Source organism: Haloflavibacter putidus, from assembly GCF_006546625.1.
Classification (GTDB): Bacteria; Bacteroidota; Bacteroidia; order Flavobacteriales; family Flavobacteriaceae; genus Mesonia; species Mesonia putida.
In genome coordinates, this window is sequence record NZ_VIAR01000001.1 from 108,326 (window position 1) to 129,356 (window position 21,031).

Genomic DNA, 21,031 nt, shown 5'->3' on the forward strand with positions numbered 1-21,031 from the left:
TCAAGCAGATTCTGAGATTGTAAATATTATTGTTAAAGCTACGCCCAACACCACCAAATACACGCCAATATCAAAAAACAAAGCGGTACCAACAGCACCTATTACCGGGATGGGTTGCTCTAACCATAAACCGGTCATAAACGCTTGCGAGTTGATTAATAACGGCAACAATCCGCTAAGGAAAGAAACCGCTAAACCTAACGGCATTAAAAATCCCGGATGAAATTTTAAAAGACGTTTGGTGTTATTTAAACCGTTGGCAAAAGCGTGCAATACAAATGCAATTGCAGCAATTAGTCCGCCTACAAAACCACCGCCCGGCTCGTAATGACCGCGCAGCAATATAAATACTGAAAACAACAGTAAAATAGGCAACAAATAATTGGAGGCTGTATTTAATATAATTGTTCTCATCTTATTTTTGTTTACGTTCTGTAGATTTTAGACGCAGCTTAAGCAACCCAAAAACGCCAATTGCTGCAATAGTTAGCACAGATATTTCTATCATTGTATCTGTACCTCTAAAATCTACTAAAATTACATTTACCACGTTTTTTCCGTGGGCTTCTAAATAGGCGTTTTTTGCATAATAATTTGCAATATCTTTATTGGCTGGTTGCGCCAAAACCTCTAAAGCTAAAATACTTATTAAACCGCCAAACATTATAGAAATTATCCCATCTCTAACACGCATTTTATAGTCTGAAAGTCTCAGGTATTTTGGCAATCTATATAAAACCAGTACAAAAAGTATAACCGTTAAGGTATCTATGGCAAATTGTGTCATAGCCAAATCTGGTGCGCTATAAAACACAAAGAGCAAACAAATAGCATAACCAATTACACCAGAAGATGCAACTGCTGCTAACCTAGATTTAGTAAATACGGTATAAAAAATTGCGCCTAACAAAATAGCTACGACAATTACTTCGTAAATAGTTAACCGGGAAAGTGCATTATAATCTATTTGATAGGTGGTGTTTCGCAATAGGCTGTAAGAAACAATTCCTACCAAAAACATGATAATTACGGCTATATAATTCCGTAAATAGCCATTTTGAAAAGTGTTTGTCCATAAACTAGAGAATTTATCAAACCAATCTACCAAGTTTTCGGTAATACTTTTGGGAGAGATAAATTCAAATCTCTCAATAAAATCTTCTAGTTTTTCTGAAGGTTTTAAAATAAAGTATAAACTAAGTCCGGAAACTATGGTTATAGAACTTAAGGCCAAAATAGTAGTAAAGCCATGCCAAATTTTAAGATGTATATCTCCCGCATCATGGTTTAGAGCTGTTACAATTGGTTTTACCAAAGCTTGTTCTAGTAAAAACGGCATCAAACCAAAAAGCAGACCTAAAGCGGCAAGCAATACAGGCGGAAACCAAATTAAAAATCCTGGACGTTTTACATCTTCAAAACGTTCTGGCAATTTCCCTATAAAAGGTTTCACCCCTGCAACGTAGCCTGCATACGAGATAAATACATTTGTAAGTAATGCCAATGCTGTTAATAAAGCTGCGTTGTGTTTAAAATTTAACGTGCCTTCGTAAATCAAATCTTTTCCTATAAACCCAATAGAAGATGGAATACCGGCGTTAGAAATTGCGGCCAAAATTCCGGCAATGGCTACCGGCAGCATAATTTTCCGTAAACCGCTTAGTTGCGTTACATCGCGCGTTCCGGTATACAAATCTATTGCTCCCGTCATTAAAAACAATGTAGCTTTATAAAGTGCGTGCACAATAATAAAAACACCGGCGGCCAAAAGTGCTTCTTTGGTTCCTAAACCAATTAAGAAAACCAAAATACCTAACGCGGCAATAGTAGAATAGGCCAAAATACCTTTTAAATCTCTTCTAAAAATAGTGTGTACAGCAGAGTATAACATTGTTATTGCACCAATAATTATCAAACTGGTATTCCATAAATTTTCCTCGCCCAAAACCGGAGTTAAACGCAACAGCAAATAAATACCGGCCTTTACCATAGTAGCCGAATGCAAGTAAGTAGAAACGGGAGTTGGTGCTTTCATAGCACCGGGCAACCAAAAATGAAAAGGAAATTGAGCTGATTTGGTAAAAGCTGCTACAAAAATAAAAAGTACTGCAACGGGATATAAAGCGTGAGCGGTTATAAGATCTTTTTGCGCAAGCATTTCAGAAATTTCATAAGTGCCGGTCATATAACCCAATACAAGCGATCCCGGCAGCAAAAATAATCCGCCGAGCCCGGTAATACCCAAAGCGGTTAAGGCAGATTTTCTGGAGGCAGAGCTGGTATTGTTAAACCCAATGAGAAAAAAGGAGCTAATACTGGTCAACTCCCAAAAGACAAACAAAGAAATCATGTTGTCTGAAAGCACCAAACCAAGCATAGCAGCCATAAATACGCTTAAATAGCCATAAAACCTATCTAAATATTTATGATTCCGGAGGTATGCAGAAGTATACATAAATACCAAAAAGCCAATTCCGGTTATCATTAAAGAGAACAGCAAAGAAAGACCGTCTAACCTAAATGTTAGATTAACTCCAAAAGAAGGGATCCATTGGTAGGTTCTTTCAATCACTTCTCCTTGCGATACTTGCCCTATAAAACGGGAAAAGTAAACAAAAAGGGAAAGCGGAATAAGACTGGAAACAAGCGAAAATTTACCTTTAATAAATTTCCCTCCAAAAATTAGAAAGATAGAAAAGATAAAACCTAAGACTATTGCTGTGAGCATACTTGTAAAATCTGAACTGCAAATATAAAAGTAATATTTTAAGATACCTTAAAGAAAGTGCATCCATAAACAGGTTTAACAGCTTACTAACACTCGATTACGTACTGTTATTTTTAATAATAGCGAAATTATTATTGTTTATCAATAATTTTAGTATATTTATTATCGATAAACAATAACAATCAATTATGAAAGCACTTACAACTTTACGGAAATTAATCAACCTGATTTACATTTTAAGTTTTATTCTTTTTATTGCATTTTTTATAGGCCTGCTAGCTGTACTGTTTTTTGATATAAGCAGTGCAGACATTATAAACAATGAAAAGCTATTAACTTTTAGTAAAATAGAACTTGGCATTTGGGGTTTCATGATTTTACTTTTATACGGCGGCTATCTATTTACGCTGTATATTTTTAAAAATTTGGTGTATAACTTAAAGCCTAAAAATCTCTTTACGGAATTGCAAATTGCTTATCTATTGCGCATAGGAAGATTAATAATTGGTTTAACCTTGGCAGAAATTGCTTTCAAATTTCTTTTCGAATTACTTTACGAACAGGAAATAAATATTAGTTTTCAAACCGAAAGTTTGTTTCAAAGCACTTTATTTACCCTTAGTATTGGATTTTTCTTTATCTTTTTATCCGGCTTATTTAAAGTAGCAAGAAACCTAAAACAAGAAAATCAGTTAACTATTTAGCATGTCAATTTATATTAACTTAGAAGAATTGCTAAACGAGCGCCAAATTACCTCCAAAGATTTGGCAGAAGAGATTGGTATTACCACCGCCAATTTATCTATTTTAAAAACCGGAAAAGCAAAAGCAGTTCGTTTTTCTACTTTAGAGGCAATTTGTAAAGCTTTAGATTGCCAACCGGGCGATATTTTAAAATACAAAGAAGAATAAGCCTAACGCAAGATTTTAAAAAGACCTATAGACATTTAATCAAAAGTTTGGTTAAAATTAAAAAGGTCATTTATATTTTGGTTACTTTTAAAAATAAAGATCAGTTTTAAAAATGGACTTATCTCAATTTACTATTCGTTTGGTTTGTGCCTTTGCTGCCGGTGCTTTTATAGGAATAGAACGGGAGTATAAAAACAAACACGCAGGTTTAAAAACCAATATTCTGGTGACCTTAGGCTCTGCGGTATTTGTTATGATTTCTTTAGAATATGCAGATCAGGCGTATACAGATATTACGCGTGTTTTAAGTCAGGTGGCTATTGGGGTTGGTTTTTTAGGTGCGGGAGCCATTATGAAACGCGATTCTAAAATTAGCGGTTTAACAACTGCCGCTACTATTTGGTGTAGTGCCGGCGCCGGCTGTTTAGCCGCCGCAGGAATGCTTTGGGAGCTGCTTATTTTAACTGCTTTTGTTATTATAATCAACTACGTTTTCGGAAAAATAGACGATAAAATAAAAAGAAACGATTAAGAATTTTCCGTAAAGAAAATTTAGGGAAACAACTTTAAATTCCGCGTAAGCGAAAACAAAAAAGTTATGCATAAAAAAAGCTTTCTAAATAATTAAACTTAGAAAGCTTTTCTTTTTATTTAAAATTGGCAAAATTTAATCTGCCAAGATAATTGCTTTATTGTTTTTTAGCTCTAACACGCCACCTTTTATTGATAATTGATAGGTGTTATTTTTGGTAGTTTCAAAAGCTTCTTTTACTTCGTCTTCTAACGTAAAATCCCCCTCAATTTTTACCAAGCCTTTTTCTAATATAGAAACGATGGCCGCGTGATTATCGAGCATTTGAAATTCGCCGTTAACACCGGGAACCGTAACTGAGGTTACTTCTGTGCTCAACAAAACTTTTTCTGGGGTAACTATTTCTAAAAACATATTGGTTTATTTAAAAGCGAGCCTTATTAAGCTTCTGCGTTCATTTTTTCTCCGGCTTCAATAGCTTCTTCTATAGTTCCTTTAAGGTTAAAAGCTGCTTCTGGTAAGTGGTCTAACTCGCCATCCATAATCATATTAAAACCTTTTATAGTTTCTTTAATATCTACCAACACACCTTTTAAACCGGTAAATTGTTCTGCAACGTGGAAAGGTTGTGACAAGAAACGTTGTACACGTCTGGCGCGCGAAACGGCTAGTTTATCTTCTTCAGACAATTCTTCCATACCTAAAATTGCAATAATATCCTGCAATTCTTTATAACGTTGCAACAACTCTTTTACGCGTTGTGCACAGTTGTAGTGATCGTCTCCTAAAATATCTGCAGTAAGAATTCTTGAAGTAGACTCTAACGGGTCTACCGCCGGATAAATACCAAGTTCTGCAATTTTACGAGACAATACGGTTGTTGCATCTAAGTGGGCAAAAGTAGTTGCCGGAGCAGGGTCTGTCAAGTCATCTGCAGGTACATAAACCGCCTGTACAGATGTAATAGAACCTTTTTTGGTAGAGGTAATACGTTCTTGCATTGCACCCATTTCTGTAGCTAAAGTTGGCTGATAACCAACGGCAGATGGCATACGACCTAAAAGTGCAGAAACCTCTGAACCTGCTTGTGTAAATCTAAAGATGTTATCTACGAAGAAAAGTACGTCTTTTCCTTGACCGTCTCCGGCGCCATCTCTAAAATACTCTGCAATGGTTAAACCAGAAAGTGCAACTCGTGCACGTGCTCCGGGAGGTTCGTTCATTTGACCAAAAACGAAGGTTGCTTTAGATTCTTTCATCGCAGCTTTATCTACGGTTTTCAAATCCCATCCGCCATTTTCCATAGAGTGGATAAAATCGTCGCCGTATTTAATAATGCCAGATTCTAACATCTCCCGCAACAAGTCATTTCCTTCACGGGTTCTTTCTCCAACACCTGCAAATACAGAAAGACCACCGTGGCCTTTTGCAATATTGTTAATCAATTCTTGAATTAAAACGGTTTTACCAACACCGGCACCACCAAACAGACCAATTTTACCACCTTTTGCATAGGGCTCAATTAAATCTATTACTTTAATTCCTGTAAATAAAACTTCGGTAGATACAGATAGGTCTTCAAATTTTGGAGCTTCACGGTGAATAGACATACCATCTTTTCCTTTTTTAGGAAGATCTCCTAAACCGTCAATAGCGTCTCCGGTAACGTTAAATAAACGTCCGTAAACATCTTCTCCTATTGGCATTTGTATTGGATTTCCGGTAGCCACAACCGCGGTTCCGCGAGACAGGCCGTCGGCAGAATCCATCGCAATGGTTCTAACGGTGTTTTCGCCAATATGAGATTGAACTTCCAGTACCAAGATGGAACCATCTTCCCTATTTATTTCTAAGGAATCGTAAATCTTCGGTAACTCTATGTTTTCATTTTCTGTGTCGAACTCCACATCCACAACAGGACCGATAATTTGTGCAACTTTACCTGTAACTTTAGACATTATCTACTAGTTTAATTTATAGTTTCTTAATGCAATTCTACCTGCATTGTTTTTCGGCTGCAAAGATAAATTATTTGTATGAATTATCACAGCTCAATTTTTGAAATTATTATAACATTTTTTTCTTTATTCTACCGTAACAGATTTTGCCAAATTTCTTGGCTGATCTACATTTTTTCCCAACATTACAGCCACGTGATAGGACAATAATTGTAATGGGATGGTAGTTAACAAAGGTGTTAGCGCTTCTATGGTATCTGGCACTTCTATAACATAATCTGCCATTTCGCGCACGTGGGTATCGCCTTTGGTTACGATAGCGATAATTTTACCATTTCTAGATTTTATTTCTTGTATATTGCTTACTACTTTTTCGTAATGCCCGTTTTTAGTGGCAATTACCACTACCGGCATCATTTCATCTATTAGTGCAATTGGACCGTGTTTCATTTCTGCAGCCGGATAGCCTTCTGCGTGTATATAAGAAATCTCCTTTAATTTTAAAGCGCCTTCTAAAGCCACGGGAAAATTAAAGCCTCTTCCTAAATACAAGAAATTCGCGGCATCTTTATATTTTTCTGCAACTTTTTCTATATGGTCGTTAGACTTTAAAGCTTCTTCTATCTTTTGCGGAATTAAATCTAATTCTTGCAAATGGTAATGAAAATCTGCATTAGAGATAGAACCTTTTGCCTTGGCCAATTTTAAAGCAATTAAGCTTAAAACCGTAATTTGCGTAGTAAATGCTTTGGTAGAAGCAACGCCAATTTCGGGACCGGCGTGCGTGTAAGCTCCGGCGTGGGTTTCTCTAGAAATAGAAGAACCAACAACATTACAAACGCCAAAAACAAAAGCACCTTTTTCTTTTGCTAGCTTTATCGCTGCCATTGTATCTGCAGTTTCGCCGGATTGTGAAATTGCAATTACTACATCGTCACTATTAATAATAGGATTACGATATCTAAATTCTGAGGCATATTCTACTTCTACCGGAATACGCGCCAAATCCTCAAAGATATATTCTGCTACCAAACCTGCATGCCAAGAAGTACCACATGCAACCACGATAATACGTTTTGCATTTAGCAGTCTATCTAAATTATCATCTATTCCGGCCATTCTAATCAAACCTTGATCTACCAGCATTCTACCACGGTAGGTATCTGTAATAGCATCTGGTTGCTCATATATTTCTTTAAGCATAAAATGCTCGTAGCCACCTTTCTCTATTTGTTCTAGATTGAGTTGTAGTTTTTGAATATAAGGCGCCACCAACTCGTCGTCCTTAATTTTTCTTATCTTAACGCCTTTACTTTTTCTTACCACTGCCATTTCGCCATCTTCCAGATAAATGGCGTCTTTGGTATATTCTATAAATGGCGATGCATCGGAAGCGATAAAGTATTCATCTTCGCCCATTCCTATAGCTAAAGGACTTCCCAATCTAGCTACTACAATCTCATCTGGTTTATTTCTGTCAAAAACCGCAATAGCATAAGCGCCCACCGTTTGGTTTAGCGCAATTTGTACGGCTTTCCCTAGTTTTACGTTTTCTTGTTTTTTTACTTCTTCAATAAGGTTTACTAAAACTTCCGTATCGGTATCTGATTCAAAGGTGTAACCGCGTTTTATCAACTCTTTTTTCAGGGTGTCGTAATTTTCTATAATCCCGTTATGAATTATAATAATATCACCAGAATTAGATTGGTGCGGATGCGAGTTTACATCATTTGGCACTCCGTGAGTAGCCCATCGTGTATGGCCAATACCAATATTACCCTCGGTAGAAATCTCTTTCTCCAACTTTTCTTTTAAATCTTTTACTTTCCCTTGGGTTTTACAGACGTTAAGCTCTTTGCCGTCGTAAAGCATTATTCCTGCACTATCATAACCCCTATATTCTAACCGTTGTAGTCCTTTTAAAACTACGGGATAGGCATCGCGATGCCCAATGTATCCTACTATTCCACACATAATTACTTAGCTTCTGTATAAAAGATATTCAACTTTAATTTCTTTGGTTCAAGCGCAGCATCCGGACCATATAATACCGTGCCTTCCGGAGAGATAGCGTGCGTAGAAGGTATTTTTTCTACGTCTATATCTTGGTCTTCAAAATCTGCTTTTGCCAATGAAGAAATATTTACGTTTTGTGAAACACTTACTCCTATACGCGTATTGGTTGAATCTTTATTAATAATATTATTTACAAGATTGGTTATACGAATTTTATAAAACCTATTACCATCTTCGTCTTTAGAGAGACTGCCCAAATGAACCGTTCTAGACGTTAACGGATTATTTTCGTTTGCACTTGCATCAAAAATATAGTCTCCTAAAACCTTTTCGTTTTTAATGTCATAAACAAAAATACGTTCAGGCTGTTTTTGGTTATCTGGCACTTGCGTTTCGTCTACATAAAAAACCAAATTAGCTTCATTGATCAACCAGTTTTTTTCCCGCAAGGAATCTAATTGATTTTGATCTTTAAATAAGTCTATTTCTCCTATAGAGCCTTCGCCCCCTTTTAAGTATAATTTTTCATCTTGCGGAGCAGTTTGATATTCGTTTTCGAAAAGATTTACTTTAGAGGGGCCAAAATTTAAACGGTATTCTCTACTTACCGCCGAATCTTGTTCTGTATAATCTTCTTCTAAATATGTTTTAAAATAGAGGGTAATATTGGCTGCCGCCTTACCGTCTAATGCTGCATTAAAATTAAAGTAGGTTAAATTACCTTCAGCATCAGCACTTTCTGCTTTAAAATAAAGACCTCTAAGATAATTTCTAAAGTTGGCGTTACTCAATAACACCTCACTATCTTGCTGGTTTAATATTTTCTCCTGAAAAAATGCAGTTGGTAAATTTACTCTTAATGCGGGAGCGGTATAAACTGTATCTATTTCCTGCTCTTCTCCTTCTTCAAAATAAACAACTCGATTGTTGGTTGGCTTAAAATCTGGTATTTCAAGCAGTGGAGTTGGAGCTAAGTGCTGTTCAAACAAATCGGTTTGATTAGAATAATATACCTGTGGCTCATAATTGTTTTCAGGATCTATATCGCGCAGAAAATAAGTAGATTCATAAATAGAAAGTTTTATGGGATTGTCACCATATACAGAATCTAATTTGTATAAATATTGCTCGTCTTCTACTCCTACCACCGTACTAAAATATGGCAAATTTAGCACCACACTATCTAAAACAGGATCTGTAAAAAATTCTGGATTAGGGTTACTTAAACTTAGCTGGGTTACAAAATTGGCTGTTTTCTTTCCGTAAACATCATCGTTATATACGCCAAAGGAATAACCACTAAGGTTATTGGTTTGCACCCGTTTTAACTTAAGGGTTTTAGCTTCTATCTCTGCTGAGTCAAACAAAAGAGCCTCAAAATTAGGATTATCTACAATATTGCTTCCTACTTCACTAAAATCATCATCACAGGAGGTAAAACAAAAAGTTCCTACAATTACTAAAAGTGTAATTTTTGAAATAGAGGACAGTCTTACTTTAGGATTCGGTTTCTTCATTTAATACTTTTTCTAGGTAAAATTCTTGGTAAGCAGACGAAAACTCTTCTAAAGATTTAAAATCTAATACAGGTTTGTCTAAATTTTCTATATACTTGTTAAGGCTTTCAGGAATTTCCGAACTACCTTTTATTACAGCATCGGAATTATCGATGGCAGTTTTCATTAAATTATCATAATTTGGTGTACTTAAATGAGCAACTTTCTCATCTTCTAGACCATCAAACAATATTTTTTTATCCATATCTTCTGCCAAAGTACCTTCAAAGCCTTGTTTGTATACAGAAGTAACTATTTTAGATTCTGAAAACAATGGTTCGTTACCGTAATAATTCCGCAAATATAATGGCAATAATGAAGCCAACCAGCCATTTACGTGAATTATATCTGGCGACCAGTTTAATTTTTTAACCGTTTCAATAACTCCTTTTGCAAAAAAGATAGCGCGCTCGTCATTATCATCAAACAAGTTACCGTCTTCATCTGTAAAAGTTGCTTTCCGCTTAAAATAATCTTCGTTATCAATAAAATAAACCTGCATCCTTTCTTTAGGAATAGATGCTACTTTTATAATTAGTGGCATATCCAGGTCGTTTATAACCAAATTCATCCCCGAAAGTCGTATAACCTCGTGTAATTGGTGACGCCTTTCGTTAATATTACCAAAACGTGGCATAAAAATACGTATCTGCCCTCCTTGGCTGTTTACCATTCTGGGCGCCTCAAAAGACATAGATGATATTTCTGTTTCCGGGAGGTATGGTATAACCTCAGAAGACACGTACAAAATTCGCTTATCCTTCATAAATAATCTGCAATTGGTTTTAGTATTAACGTCAAAAAACAGGCAAAATTACAAAATTTTATGCAGTCTGCCAGTAATATATTAATTTTGCACGACTTAAAACAAAATATGGTACAAGTATTTCATACCAAAGAAGCGTTAAATAGGCAACTTTTACCGCATAGAAATAAGCACGAAAATATTGGTTTAGTCCCTACAATGGGAGCTTTACACACAGGGCACATATCACTGATTAACGCAGCTTTACAAGTTTGTGACGTGGTAGTGGTTAGCATTTTTGTAAACCCTACACAGTTTAATAACAGCTCAGATTTAGATGCCTATCCGCGTAGTTTGGAAACCGATATAAAATTGTTGGAAAAAGATTGTTCTTCCTGTATTGTTTTTGCACCCGAAACCTCAGAAATTTATCCAAACGGTCTAAAAACAAAACATTTTGAATTTGGCGAACTCGCCGCTCAAATGGAAGGAAAATACAGAAATGGCCATTTTGATGGTGTGGGCACTGTTTTAGAAAATTTGTTTACCATTGTACAACCCGATAAAGCTTTTTTTGGCGAAAAAGATTACCAGCAATTATTAATTGTTAAAAAGCTCGTGCAACTTACCAAGCAATCTGTAGAAATTATAGGTTGTCCAATAAACCGTGAAAAGAACGGCCTTGCCAAAAGTTCGCGTAACAAACGTTTAACCGCGAAAGAGCAGGAAGAAGCCAGTTTTATTTATACCAGCTTGCAACAGGTAAAACATGATTTTGGCATAAAAAATGCAGAAGATATTGGCAAATGGGTAGAACAAGCTTTTAAAAAGCACCCGTTTTTAGACTTAGAATATTTTGAAATTGCCAACGCAGAAAGCTTATTGCCTATTGGCAAAAACGGTAAAAACTCAGACAAAAAATACCGTGCATTTATTGCTGCTTACGCAAACCAAGTAAGGTTAATAGATAATATAGCACTAAACTAATATAAACTTGAATAAAATTCTTATGCAAATTCACGTAGTAAAATCTAAAATACATCGGGTAAAAGTAACCGGAGCAGATTTAAATTATATTGGCAGTATTACGATAGATGAAGATTTGATGGATGCTGCAAATATTATAGAAGGCGAAAAAGTGCAAATTGTAAACAACAATAATGGCGAGCGCTTAGAAACTTATGCTATTCCCGGTCCGCGTAATAGTGGCGAAATTACACTTAATGGTGCTGCTGCTAGAAAAGTAGCCAAAGACGATATTCTTATTTTAATTACCTACGCAATGATGTCTGCAAACGAGGCAAAAGAATTTAAACCTGCCTTGGTTTTTCCTAACGAAAATAACCTATTAAAATAAAACCGACTTGACGCGTAAAAAAATAATTAAAATATTAAAAATTACACTCCCACTCGTTTTGGGAGTTTTTTTAATTATTTACTCTATTGGCAGCGCAACCGAACAAGAACGCCAAATTTTATGGCAAAACATTCGTAATGCCAATTTATTTTGGTTGATTTTATCTGCTATTTGCGGTTTACTTTCGCACGCTTCTCGCGCTTACCGGTGGAAATACCTTATACAACCTTTAGGTTACAAAGTGGGTTTTGCCAATAGCTTTATGGCCGTAATGGCAGCTTATCTTGCCAATTTAGGTATTCCTAGATCTGGCGAGGTTTTACGCGGTGCCAGCCTTGCAACCTATGAAAAAATACCCTTTCAAAAAGTTTTTGGAACCATAATTTCAGAGCGAGTAGCAGATTTGCTTATGCTGTTACTTATTGTAGCCGGTACGCTTCTTTTTCATACCACTACCTTAGTAACTTTTTTTAACGAAAAAAACATCAATCCGTTTTTTAGCTTATTGGTTTTATTTGCATTGGTTATGTTTGGTTTGCTTTTTCTTCGGTTAATTAAAAAATCGAAAAATAAATTTCTAAAACGTTTAAAAAACTTTGCAATTGGCATCTTAGACGGAATGAAAAGTATTTTAAAAATGCGCAAAACTTTTGCATTTCTATGCCATACCGTATTTATTTGGGCAATGTATATCTGCATGTTTTTCCTTATTAAATACGCCATCCCAGAAACGCAAAATCTTGGCTTTGGCGCCATTATGGTAGCTTTTGTAGTAGGTTCTTTTGCAATTTCTATAACCAATGGTGGTATTGGAGTTTACCCTATTGCTGTAGGCGCTGTTTTGTTGCTTTTTGGCATAAGTAAAGAAGCAGGCGAAGCTTTTGGGTGGATAGTCTGGGGAACGCAAACTTTATTAAATTTAGTTATTGGCGGACTCTCCATGCTTTTTTTGCCTATTTTTAACAGGAGTAATTAAATATTTTAATTACTTTTCGCTTCAAACCAATTTATAATGAAAAATATTATAATACTGGTTTTCTTGTTCTCTTTTTTAACAGGAAAATCACAAGTGGAGTATAAGATGATTAGCTCTACCATTCTGGAAGCAGAAAGGGAAGTTAAAATTCAACTGCCACGTAATTATAAAAAAAATACCCATAAATCTTATCCTGTTTTTGTGGTTTTAGATGGCGATTATCTTTTTGAGCCGGTCGCAGGAAATGTTGATTATTACAGTTATTGGGGAGAAATGCCCGAAGCAATTGTAGTTGGTGTAAACCAAATATCTACCCGAAAAGCAGATACAAAATTAGATAAAGAGAATTTTTTTCCATCTAAATCTGGTGCAGATTTTTTTGAGTTTTTGGGTATGGAATTATTACCGCTAATAGACCAAACATACAGAACCGTTCCTTTTTCTATTATTGTAGGGCATAACATTACCGCCAATCTAATGAATTACTATTTACTCAAACCAAAACCCTTATTTAAAGCCTATATAAATCTTAGTCCAGACTATGCCCCCGGTATGCAAGACCAAGTTTACAACGCTCTAGCAGATACCGAACAGAAAACTTGGTATTATTTGGCAACGGCAGCGGGAGATATTGAAACCTTACGCGAACAAAACCAAGCTATGAATGCTAAATTAGAGAAAATTAGCAACCCGTTATTACATTATTATTTTAATGATTTTGAAGAAGGCACGCATTATTCTCTAGTAGGCGAAGCTATTCCGTTGGCACTTAAAAACTTTTTCTCCATCTACAAACCCATAGGCGAAAAAGAGTACAAAAAACTTATTGATAAGGAAGAAGATTATATAGATTTCCTTACGGAAAAATACGAAAGTATTGAAGAGCTTTACGAGCTAGATATTAATATTAGAACAGAAGATTTTATGACCATTGCCAAGGCTATAGAAGAAAAGGAAAAGTTTGAGCAATACAACGATTTGGCAAAATTGGCAGAAGAACATCACCCAAAAACCATGTTAGCCAACTATTTTTATGGCAGATTCTACGAAGAAATAGGAAGACTAAGACGCGCTATAAAAGAGTATGAAAAAGCCTATGCAAAAGAAAGTGTTTCGTATATTACAGTCGATTTGGTTTTAGACAAATCAGAAGAATTAAAAATAAAAAGAGACCAATAATATGGCCAAAACCAAAACCACATTTTTTTGTCAAAATTGTGGCGCACAACACGCAAAATGGCAAGGCCAATGTACTTCTTGCCGCCAATGGAACACCTTAGTAGAAGAAGTTGTTCAAAAAAAAGAGAATAAAGACTGGAAAACAAATCAAGCATCTCCCAAACGCATAGCAAAACCAACCTTGGTAAACGCAATTACCTATGAGCGTGAAGAAAGATTAAACACCAATAACCAAGAATTAAACCGCGTTTTAGGTGGCGGTTTGGTTCCCGGCTCGCTAACTTTGTTAGGCGGTGAACCCGGAATAGGAAAAAGTACTTTGCTTTTACAAATTTCCTTAAATTTAAATTACAAAACCTTATATGTTTCTGGAGAAGAAAGTCAGCAGCAAATAAAAATGCGTGCCGAGCGTGTAAATGCCAATCCGGCCAATTGCTACATTCTAACCGAAACCAAAACCCAAAATATTTTTAAACAAATAGAAGCTTTAGAGCCGGAAGTTTTAATTGTAGACTCTATTCAAACTTTGCACAGCGATTTTATAGAAAGCTCTCCCGGTAGCATTTCGCAAATACGCGAATGTACCTCAGAACTTATAAAATTTGCAAAAGAAACCCATACGCCGGTTTTACTCATTGGCCATATTAATAAAGAAGGCAGTATTGCCGGACCAAAAGTTTTAGAACATATGGTAGACACGGTTTTGCAATTTGAAGGAGACCGTAACCACGTCTATAGAATTTTACGTGCCCACAAAAACCGTTTTGGCTCTACGCACGAGTTGGGTATTTATGAAATGCAAGGCGAAGGCTTGCGCGAAGTTAGCAATCCGTCTGAAATTTTAATCTCTAAAAACGGAACAAGCTTAAGCGGAACTGCCATTGCTTCTACTTTAGAGGGAATGCGGCCGTTAATGATAGAAATTCAAGCCTTGGTTAGCTCTGCCGTTTACGGAACCCCACAACGCTCTACCACAGGTTATAATGTAAAACGCCTCAATATGTTATTAGCCGTTTTAGAAAAAAGAGCCGGGTTTAGATTAGGAGCAAAAGATGTTTTTCTAAATATTACCGGCGGCATTCAAGTAGACGACCCGGCGATAGATTTGGCAGTAATAGCCGCTATTTTATCTTCTAATGAAGATATTGCCATAGAACACGATATATGTTTTGCTGCCGAAATTGGATTGGCAGGAGAAATACGACCCGTACCAAAAATAGAACAACGCATAAGCGAAGCAGAAAAATTAGGCTTTGCGAGAATTATGGTTTCCAAACAAAGCAAATTGCCCTCTACACAATTTAGCATACAGATTGTTAAAGTGAGCAAAGTAGAAGAAGTAGTAGAACACTTATTCGGGTAAAACTTTACGGAAAAAATAGATGCCCGAAACTTGAAAGCTAAATTATTTTTTAGTGAATCTATTATCTAAATTCGTAACATTGACGCGCTGGCGATCGTCTCCGACGAGTGCTCAACCTACAAATTTTTTATCATCTTTCACTAACTTTCGCTCTTGTAATAATTTTTGCGCTAGGGATCGCAGCGGCATCCTTTTTTTGATTTTACTCAAAAAAAGATATAGCGGAGAGCCCGCCTCCCGATTTTTTTATCGGGAGGAGCGCCCAAATTAAACTTTTAAATACCTTTTAAAAGCTGGGAAACTTCTTCTAATTTTGGCGTAAGAATGACTTCTATACGCCTGTTTTTTGCCTTGCCTTGCGCGGATTTATTGCTCGCAATTGGCGCATATTCTCCGCGACCGGCAGCCGTAAGACGCTGCGGATTTATATTGGCGTTGGCTTGCAACAAATGCACGATGGCCGTGGCACGTTTGGTAGACAAATCCCAATTATCTTTTAAAACCCCGCTTCCGCCATAGGGAACATTATCTGTATGGCCTTCTATAAGTACATTTATATCGGGGTTTTCTGCCAAAACGCTGCCCAACTGGTTTACCACGCGCCGGCCTTCTGTACCAACCGCCCAACTACCAGAACTAAATAAAAGTTTATTTTCCATAGAAACATACACTTTTCCGTTGCGTTGCTCTACCGTCAAACCTTTGCCTTCAAAATCTGTTAAGGCGCGCGAAATGCTGGTTTTTAATTTGCGCATTTTAGCATCTTTGGCGGCAATTAATTTTTCTAATTCTGCCACGCGTTGCGAACGGGCTTGCAAGTCTTTTTCCAGTCTATTTAAACGGGTTTCTTTGCTGCTGAGTGCATTTTGTTTTTCTTCTAAATCTGCCAATAATTCTCTATTGCGTTTAGAATTTTCGGTTAGGGCAGAAGAGCTGTTTTTCTCTAAAGCGTTGTAAGCATTTTGGAGGTTTTCAAAGTTATCGCTCAAACGATTTAATTCTTCTTGCAGACTTTCCTTTTTTTCTTGGGTTTTGGCAAATTCTTCTTTTAAAATAGCATAAGCGCTATTGGTTTTGTTTTGCTCTTCTTGGCAATCTGCCAAATTTTGTTCCAATTCGTTGCTTTTCTGGCGCAAGTTTTCGTGTTCTTGCTCTAACTCGTTAAACTGTTTTGCCGGCACACAAGCAACTGCTAAAGCGGCAAAAATTAGGGGATAAAATATTTTCTTTTTCATAATTTATGCTATTTCCAATAATATAGGACAATGGTCGCTATGGTAAGCTTCTGATAGGATAACCGCCCTATCTATTTTTTCTTGTAATTCTTCTGAAACTAAATGATAATCTAATCGCCAGCCTTTATTTCTAGCACGCGCATTTGCACGATAACTCCACCAGGAATATTGTTCCACATCTTCGTTTAAATGCCTGAACGAGTCTGTAAAACCACTTTCTAAAAATTGCGTTAACCACTCCCGCTCTACCGGCAAAAAGCCCGAAACATTTTTTAAACGAACGGGATCGTGAATGTCTATAGGTTCGTGGCAAATATTATAATCTCCGGAAATAACCAAATTGGGTTTTTCTAGCGTAAGCTGATTAATATATTTTTGAAAATCTGCCATATATCCCAATTTAAATTCCAAACGCTTTATATTGGTGCCGGAGGGCAAATAAAGACTCATTACAGAAATATCGCCAAAATCTGCGCGTAGGTTGCGGCCTTCTGCATCCATATAATCTATACCAGTTCCGTAAACCACATTATCCGGTTTTTGTTTACTCAATATTGCTACGCCACTATAACCTTTTTTCTGCGCCGGATACCAGTAGCAATGTTCGTAACCCAATTCGTGAAAAACTTTTTCGTCAAATTGCTCGGGGTTGGCTTTTATCTCTTGCAGACAGAGAACATCGGGGTTGGCTTGTTTTAACCAGACTAAAAAATCTTTTCGCAAAGCGGCACGAATTCCGTTTACGTTATAAGAAATGATTCGCATATTGTAGTTTTGCTACAAAAATAGAATTTTTAGCGCAAGAAACCAGTCATTCGGTAATTTGCCTAAGCAAAGAAAATGTATTTTAGTTAAAATATTTTGCCGCTTCTATAGTTTTAATTTTAATGCAAGCACGTAGTCTTTTTCTTATATTTTTATGTTTTCCTTTTGCGCTACTCGCGCAAGAAAAAACTTCTGGCATAATTTCTAAAACTTTGCCCGTACAAGACACGCTAAGTATAGATACGTTAAGTATACAAACTGCAGATTTTAAAGTGTTTTCTAACAACAAAGAAATTACTGCTAAAAACTATACAATAGATTTTGCCGGCGGAAAACTTTTTTTAAATGCGCCTACTCTTAAAAAAACAGATTCTGTTACCGTTTTTTACCGAAGGTATCCGGAGTTTTTAACCAAAAAGTATTTTCAATACGACCCGTCCAGTATTACTTCACAAAATCGTACACGTAGAATTTTTGATTTGGAAGAAAAGAAAAATACAGAGAATTTTACTCCTTTTGATGGCCTAAACACCAGCGGAAGTATTTCTCGCGGTGTTACTGCCGGCACCAACCAAAACACGGTTTTAGATTCTGAATTAGACCTGCAAATTTCCGGAAAAATTTCGCCCAACGTCAGTTTGCGCGCTTCTATACAAGATGCAAACGTGCCCATTCAAGAAAGTGGTTATTCGCAAAATTTAGATGAGTTTGACCAAGTGTTTATAGAGCTTTACGGAAAAAATTGGAACATTAGGGCCGGCGATGTAGATTTGACCCAAACCGATTCTTATTTTGGCAATTTCACCAAAAAAGTGCAAGGTCTATCGGTTGGAGCAATTTTAAATGCAGAAGCCAATCCCACCGAAATTTTTGGCGCGGCAGCTTTGGTGCGCGGCGTTTTTACGCGCAATAAATTTCAAGGCCAAGAAGGCAACCAAGGTCCGTATAAATTAAGTGGCCCCAATGGCGAATTGTATACTTTAATAGTTTCGGGTAGCGAAAGTGTTTTTGTTAACGGCATTCGTTTAGAACGCGGCGAAAACCAAGATTATATTATAGATTATAATGCCGGGGAGATTATTTTTAATCCAACATTTCCCATTACTTCAGAAATGCGTATAACGGTAGAGTTTCAATATTCCGACAGAAATTATTCGCGTTTGGTAGCAAGCGGCGGCGGGAAACATTCTGGCAATAATTTTGAAATTGGCGCTTTTGTATATTCCGAAAACGATTTGAAAAATCAGCCGTTGCAACAAAATCTCAGCAATGAGCAAAAAGAAGTTTTGGCCCAAGCCGGAGACGATTCTTCCCAAATGTTGGCGCCCAGCGCCGTGCCGGATAGTTTTGACGAAAACAAAGTTTTATATAAAAAAGAGTTTATAAATGGCGAAGAGGTTTTTGTTTATTCCAGCAATCCGGAAGACGATTTATTTAGGGTAAAATTTAGTTTTGTTGGTGCAAACCAAGGCAATTATATTTTGGCAGATGCCAATTTGCTTGCCAAAGTATTTGAATATGCGCCACCACAAAACGGCATTCCGCAAGGTAATTATGCTCCGGTTACCCAGCTTTTTGCTCCCGAAAAATTACAGGTTGCCGTGGTAAACGGAAAATATGCACCCGATAAAAAAACAAAGCTTGCTTTTGAGTTAAGCGGCAGTAAAAACGATTTAAATTTATTTTCAGATTTAGACGATGAAGACAACAACGGCTATGCGGCACATATAAAAGCAGATCGCGAAATTTTTAGCAATACAAATGGAGAAAATTTACAAGCTTTCGCCGAATTTGACCACGTGGGAGAAAATTACCAAAGCATAGAACCTTTATATAACATAGAGTTTGATAGAGATTGGAATTTAACAATGCCGCGTGGCGACCAGAATTTATTAACCACCGGTTTACGCTATACAAGTTTAAATTTGGGCAGCACTACTTATCGTTTTGAAAAATTAGATTATTCTAAAAATTATTCCGGCGCGCGGCATCGTTTGAACGCTAATTTGAATTTTCAGAATTTGCGTTTAGATGTAAACGCTAGTTATTTACAAAGTGAAGGAGAAATTTTTGACTCCGAGTTTCTTCGGTTTAACCTAAACAGCGTTTACGATTTTAAAACTGCTTGGGCAGGAACGCGAATTGCTTTAGAAGATAACCAACAGAAAGAAAATGCCACCAGAAATTTGACCGGAATCAGTCAGCGATTTAAAAGTTATGAGGTGTTTACGGGCATTGGTGACAGCACCAAAGTTTATGCAGAAATAGGTTACCGTCATCGCATAAACGACAGTTTGCAGAGCAATACTTTACAAGAAGTTAGCAGCTCTAATAACTATTATTTGCGCTCGCAATTGGTACAGACGCAAACTACAAAACTTTCGGTTTTTGCCAATTACCGTACGTTAACAAACAAAGATGCTGCAAAAGAAAAAGAACACTCGCTTAACTCCCGAATTTTGTACAATCATTTTTTTTGGGATAGGTTGCTTAATTTGAATACGGTTTACGAGACCAATAGTGGTACTTTGCCGCAGCAAGAGTTCACTTACGTGGAAGTAAACGCCGGCGAAGGCCAATACGCTTGGAACGATTATAACAATAACGGAATACAAGAACTGGACGAGTTTGAAATTTCTCCTTTTCCCGATGAGGCCAAATACATTCGGGTGCTTTTACCCAACCAAATTTATGTAAAAACGAACCAAAATAAATTTAGTCAGATAGTTACACTTAATTTCTTACAGTGGAGCGATACTGATGGAATTAAAAAATTCTTATCGCAATTTTACAACCAAACTTCCTATTTAATAGACAGGAAAATAGAACGCGAAGGCGATAATTTTAATTTGAATCCTTTTTCGGATAAGGGAAAAGAATTGGCGGTAAACCTCAACTTTAGAAACACGCTTTACTTTAATCGCGGAAAGCAAAATTATACCAGTTCATATACCTATATTTCTAATCGCACTAAAAATTTATTGGCTACCGGATTGCAAGAAAACAAATTGCAAAGTCACCAACTTAACTTTAACCATAAATTGCAAGAAAGCTGGTTGTTTACCTTAGAAAGTGCGTTAACCGATAATAAAAGCACTTCAGAAAATTTTGATTCGCGCAATTATACAATAGATAGTTATTTAATAAATCCGGAGATTTCTTATCTATTTTCCGATCAAACCCGATGGGGAATTTTTTACCGTTTACAAGAAAAAGAAAATACCATAGGTCAAAAAGAGCAATTAAGTCAGAATAAGTTTGGCACTTCTTTTACGTTTAACAATGCTCAAAAATATTCTATAAACGGGGAGTTTAATTATATCTATAACAAATTTGAAGGCGACCCATTTTCGCCGGTTGCCTACCAAATGTTAGAGGGTTTACAACCCGATAAAAATTTTACGTGGAGTCTTTTGGCACAAAAAAAACTAACCGATTATTTAGACCTCAACCTTTCTTATTACGGTAGAAAAGGAGAAGACACGCGAGCAATTCACACGGGAAGCGTACAATTGCGAGCTTATTTTTAAACGCTGCCACTTTTACAAATAGAAAAACGGGGAGATTAATATTTAATCTCCCCGTTTCTTTTACAATTTATTTATACCGATAATAGTTTCTTAAAGCCAAAATAAAAGTTTAACAAATCCGTCTCGACTCCGCTCGACGTGACATCAGGATTATTAGATTATACTATTAACAAAGTGCC

18 protein-coding genes are annotated in these 21,031 nt (G+C 36.5%); 9 read left to right on the top strand and 9 right to left on the bottom strand.

Annotated features, from left to right (window positions below):
• Together FKR84_RS00465 and FKR84_RS00470 are read right to left on the bottom strand one after the other, a co-directional pair.
• Positions 1–414, bottom strand: coding sequence for a Na+/H+ antiporter subunit B (locus FKR84_RS00465; protein WP_141420215.1), 414 nt, complete (start codon positions 412–414; stop codon positions 1–3).
• A gap of 1 nt (position 415) precedes the next feature.
• Positions 416–2,728, bottom strand: coding sequence for a putative monovalent cation/H+ antiporter subunit A (locus tag FKR84_RS00470; RefSeq protein WP_141420216.1), 2,313 nt, complete (start codon positions 2,726–2,728; stop codon positions 416–418).
• 188 nt (positions 2,729–2,916) lie between these two features.
• On the opposite strand from FKR84_RS00470, the gene FKR84_RS00475 reads away from it, so the two are divergent.
• The 3 genes from FKR84_RS00475 (at position 2,917) to FKR84_RS00485 (ending at position 4,172) form a co-directional block, all read left to right on the top strand.
• Entirely contained in the window at positions 2,917–3,432 is a 516-nt protein-coding gene (locus tag FKR84_RS00475) for a DUF2975 domain-containing protein (protein WP_141420217.1), read from the top strand.
• A gap of 1 nt (position 3,433) precedes the next feature.
• Positions 3,434–3,640 carry a helix-turn-helix domain-containing protein gene (locus tag FKR84_RS00480; RefSeq protein WP_141420218.1) on the top strand — a complete coding sequence of 69 codons (207 nt, stop codon included), beginning with the start codon at positions 3,434–3,436 and terminating at the stop codon, positions 3,638–3,640.
• A 112-nt stretch (positions 3,641–3,752) separates the two neighbouring features.
• Positions 3,753–4,172, top strand: a complete 420-nt coding sequence (locus FKR84_RS00485; RefSeq protein WP_141420219.1) for an MgtC/SapB family protein — start codon at positions 3,753–3,755, stop codon at positions 4,170–4,172.
• 135 nt (positions 4,173–4,307) lie between these two features.
• Here FKR84_RS00485 and FKR84_RS00490 read toward each other — a convergent pair whose 3' ends face one another.
• From FKR84_RS00490 to FKR84_RS00510, 5 genes are all read right to left on the bottom strand, one after another.
• The gene (locus FKR84_RS00490) at positions 4,308–4,586 is read right to left on the bottom strand and encodes a F0F1 ATP synthase subunit epsilon (RefSeq protein WP_141420220.1); all 279 of its coding nucleotides are present in this window, start codon (positions 4,584–4,586) and stop codon (positions 4,308–4,310) included.
• A gap of 26 nt (positions 4,587–4,612) precedes the next feature.
• Positions 4,613–6,130 (bottom strand): F0F1 ATP synthase subunit beta, encoded by a 1,518-nt coding sequence (gene atpD / locus FKR84_RS00495; RefSeq protein WP_141420221.1) that lies wholly within the window; start codon positions 6,128–6,130, stop codon positions 4,613–4,615.
• A gap of 126 nt (positions 6,131–6,256) precedes the next feature.
• Positions 6,257–8,104: a glutamine--fructose-6-phosphate transaminase (isomerizing) gene (gene glmS / locus FKR84_RS00500; RefSeq protein WP_141420222.1), complete on the bottom strand. Its 1,848-nt coding sequence runs from the start codon at positions 8,102–8,104 to the stop codon at positions 6,257–6,259.
• A 2-nt stretch (positions 8,105–8,106) separates the two neighbouring features.
• Entirely contained in the window at positions 8,107–9,663 is a 1,557-nt protein-coding gene (locus tag FKR84_RS00505; protein WP_141420223.1) for a DUF4270 domain-containing protein, read from the bottom strand.
• Positions 9,644–10,468, bottom strand: a complete 825-nt coding sequence (locus FKR84_RS00510; protein ID WP_141420224.1) for a glycogen/starch synthase — start codon at positions 10,466–10,468, stop codon at positions 9,644–9,646. The genes FKR84_RS00505 and FKR84_RS00510 overlap by 20 nt, the downstream gene beginning before the upstream one ends.
• 60 nt (positions 10,469–10,528) lie before the next feature.
• On the opposite strand from FKR84_RS00510, the gene panC reads away from it, so the two are divergent.
• The 5 genes from panC to radA are packed head-to-tail and all read left to right on the top strand — an operon-like array spanning position 10,529 to position 15,322.
• Complete coding sequence (gene panC / locus FKR84_RS00515; protein WP_141420225.1) at positions 10,529–11,434, top strand: pantoate--beta-alanine ligase; 906 nt, start codon at positions 10,529–10,531, stop codon at positions 11,432–11,434.
• Between the two features lie 22 nt (positions 11,435–11,456).
• The gene (gene panD, locus FKR84_RS00520) at positions 11,457–11,804 is read left to right on the top strand and encodes an aspartate 1-decarboxylase (protein ID WP_141420226.1); all 348 of its coding nucleotides are present in this window, start codon (positions 11,457–11,459) and stop codon (positions 11,802–11,804) included.
• 58 nt (positions 11,805–11,862) lie between these two features.
• A complete protein-coding gene (locus FKR84_RS00525) occupies positions 11,863–12,780 on the top strand; it encodes a lysylphosphatidylglycerol synthase transmembrane domain-containing protein (RefSeq protein WP_233357614.1) in 918 nt (305 codons plus the stop codon).
• A 36-nt stretch (positions 12,781–12,816) separates the two neighbouring features.
• Positions 12,817–13,959, top strand: coding sequence for an alpha/beta hydrolase (locus FKR84_RS00530; protein ID WP_141420228.1), 1,143 nt, complete (start codon positions 12,817–12,819; stop codon positions 13,957–13,959).
• Between the two features lies 1 nt (position 13,960).
• Positions 13,961–15,322 (top strand): DNA repair protein RadA, encoded by a 1,362-nt coding sequence (gene radA, locus FKR84_RS00535; RefSeq protein WP_141420229.1) that lies wholly within the window; start codon positions 13,961–13,963, stop codon positions 15,320–15,322.
• Positions 15,323–15,597: 275 nt separating this feature from the next.
• On the opposite strand, the gene FKR84_RS00540 is transcribed toward radA, so the two are convergent.
• On the bottom strand, positions 15,598–16,557 hold the full coding sequence (locus tag FKR84_RS00540) for an OmpA/MotB family protein (protein WP_141420230.1): 960 nt from the start codon (positions 16,555–16,557) through the stop codon (positions 15,598–15,600).
• A 3-nt stretch (positions 16,558–16,560) separates the two neighbouring features.
• Positions 16,561–17,322, bottom strand: coding sequence for an exodeoxyribonuclease III (locus tag FKR84_RS00545; RefSeq protein WP_141420231.1), 762 nt, complete (start codon positions 17,320–17,322; stop codon positions 16,561–16,563).
• A gap of 122 nt (positions 17,323–17,444) precedes the next feature.
• On the opposite strand from FKR84_RS00545, the gene FKR84_RS00550 reads away from it, so the two are divergent.
• The gene (locus tag FKR84_RS00550) at positions 17,445–20,852 is read left to right on the top strand and encodes a hypothetical protein (RefSeq protein WP_141420232.1); all 3,408 of its coding nucleotides are present in this window, start codon (positions 17,445–17,447) and stop codon (positions 20,850–20,852) included.
• Positions 20,853–21,031: the final 179 nt, after the last annotated feature.

Excerpts from the sequence above, each read along its gene's own strand:
- FKR84_RS00465 (WP_141420215.1), bottom strand. The coding sequence starts at position 414 with ATGAGAACAATTATATTAAATACAGCCTCCAATTATTTGTTGCCTATT.
- FKR84_RS00470 (WP_141420216.1), bottom strand. The coding sequence starts at position 2,728 with ATGCTCACAGCAATAGTCTTAGGTTTTATCTTTTCTATCTTTCTAATT.
- FKR84_RS00475 (WP_141420217.1), top strand. The coding sequence starts at position 2,917 with ATGAAAGCACTTACAACTTTACGGAAATTAATCAACCTGATTTACATT.
- FKR84_RS00480 (WP_141420218.1), top strand. The coding sequence starts at position 3,434 with ATGTCAATTTATATTAACTTAGAAGAATTGCTAAACGAGCGCCAAATT.
- FKR84_RS00485 (WP_141420219.1), top strand. The coding sequence starts at position 3,753 with ATGGACTTATCTCAATTTACTATTCGTTTGGTTTGTGCCTTTGCTGCC.
- FKR84_RS00490 (WP_141420220.1), bottom strand. The coding sequence starts at position 4,586 with ATGTTTTTAGAAATAGTTACCCCAGAAAAAGTTTTGTTGAGCACAGAA.
- atpD (WP_141420221.1), bottom strand. The coding sequence starts at position 6,130 with ATGTCTAAAGTTACAGGTAAAGTTGCACAAATTATCGGTCCTGTTGTG.
- glmS (WP_141420222.1), bottom strand. The coding sequence starts at position 8,104 with ATGTGTGGAATAGTAGGATACATTGGGCATCGCGATGCCTATCCCGTA.
- FKR84_RS00505 (WP_141420223.1), bottom strand. The coding sequence starts at position 9,663 with ATGAAGAAACCGAATCCTAAAGTAAGACTGTCCTCTATTTCAAAAATT.
- FKR84_RS00510 (WP_141420224.1), bottom strand. The coding sequence starts at position 10,468 with ATGAAGGATAAGCGAATTTTGTACGTGTCTTCTGAGGTTATACCATAC.
- panC (WP_141420225.1), top strand. The coding sequence starts at position 10,529 with ATGCAGTCTGCCAGTAATATATTAATTTTGCACGACTTAAAACAAAAT.
- panD (WP_141420226.1), top strand. The coding sequence starts at position 11,457 with ATGCAAATTCACGTAGTAAAATCTAAAATACATCGGGTAAAAGTAACC.
- FKR84_RS00530 (WP_141420228.1), top strand. The coding sequence starts at position 12,817 with ATGAAAAATATTATAATACTGGTTTTCTTGTTCTCTTTTTTAACAGGA.
- radA (WP_141420229.1), top strand. The coding sequence starts at position 13,961 with ATGGCCAAAACCAAAACCACATTTTTTTGTCAAAATTGTGGCGCACAA.
- FKR84_RS00540 (WP_141420230.1), bottom strand. The coding sequence starts at position 16,557 with ATGAAAAAGAAAATATTTTATCCCCTAATTTTTGCCGCTTTAGCAGTT.
- FKR84_RS00545 (WP_141420231.1), bottom strand. The coding sequence starts at position 17,322 with ATGCGAATCATTTCTTATAACGTAAACGGAATTCGTGCCGCTTTGCGA.
- FKR84_RS00550 (WP_141420232.1), top strand. The coding sequence starts at position 17,445 with ATGCAAGCACGTAGTCTTTTTCTTATATTTTTATGTTTTCCTTTTGCG.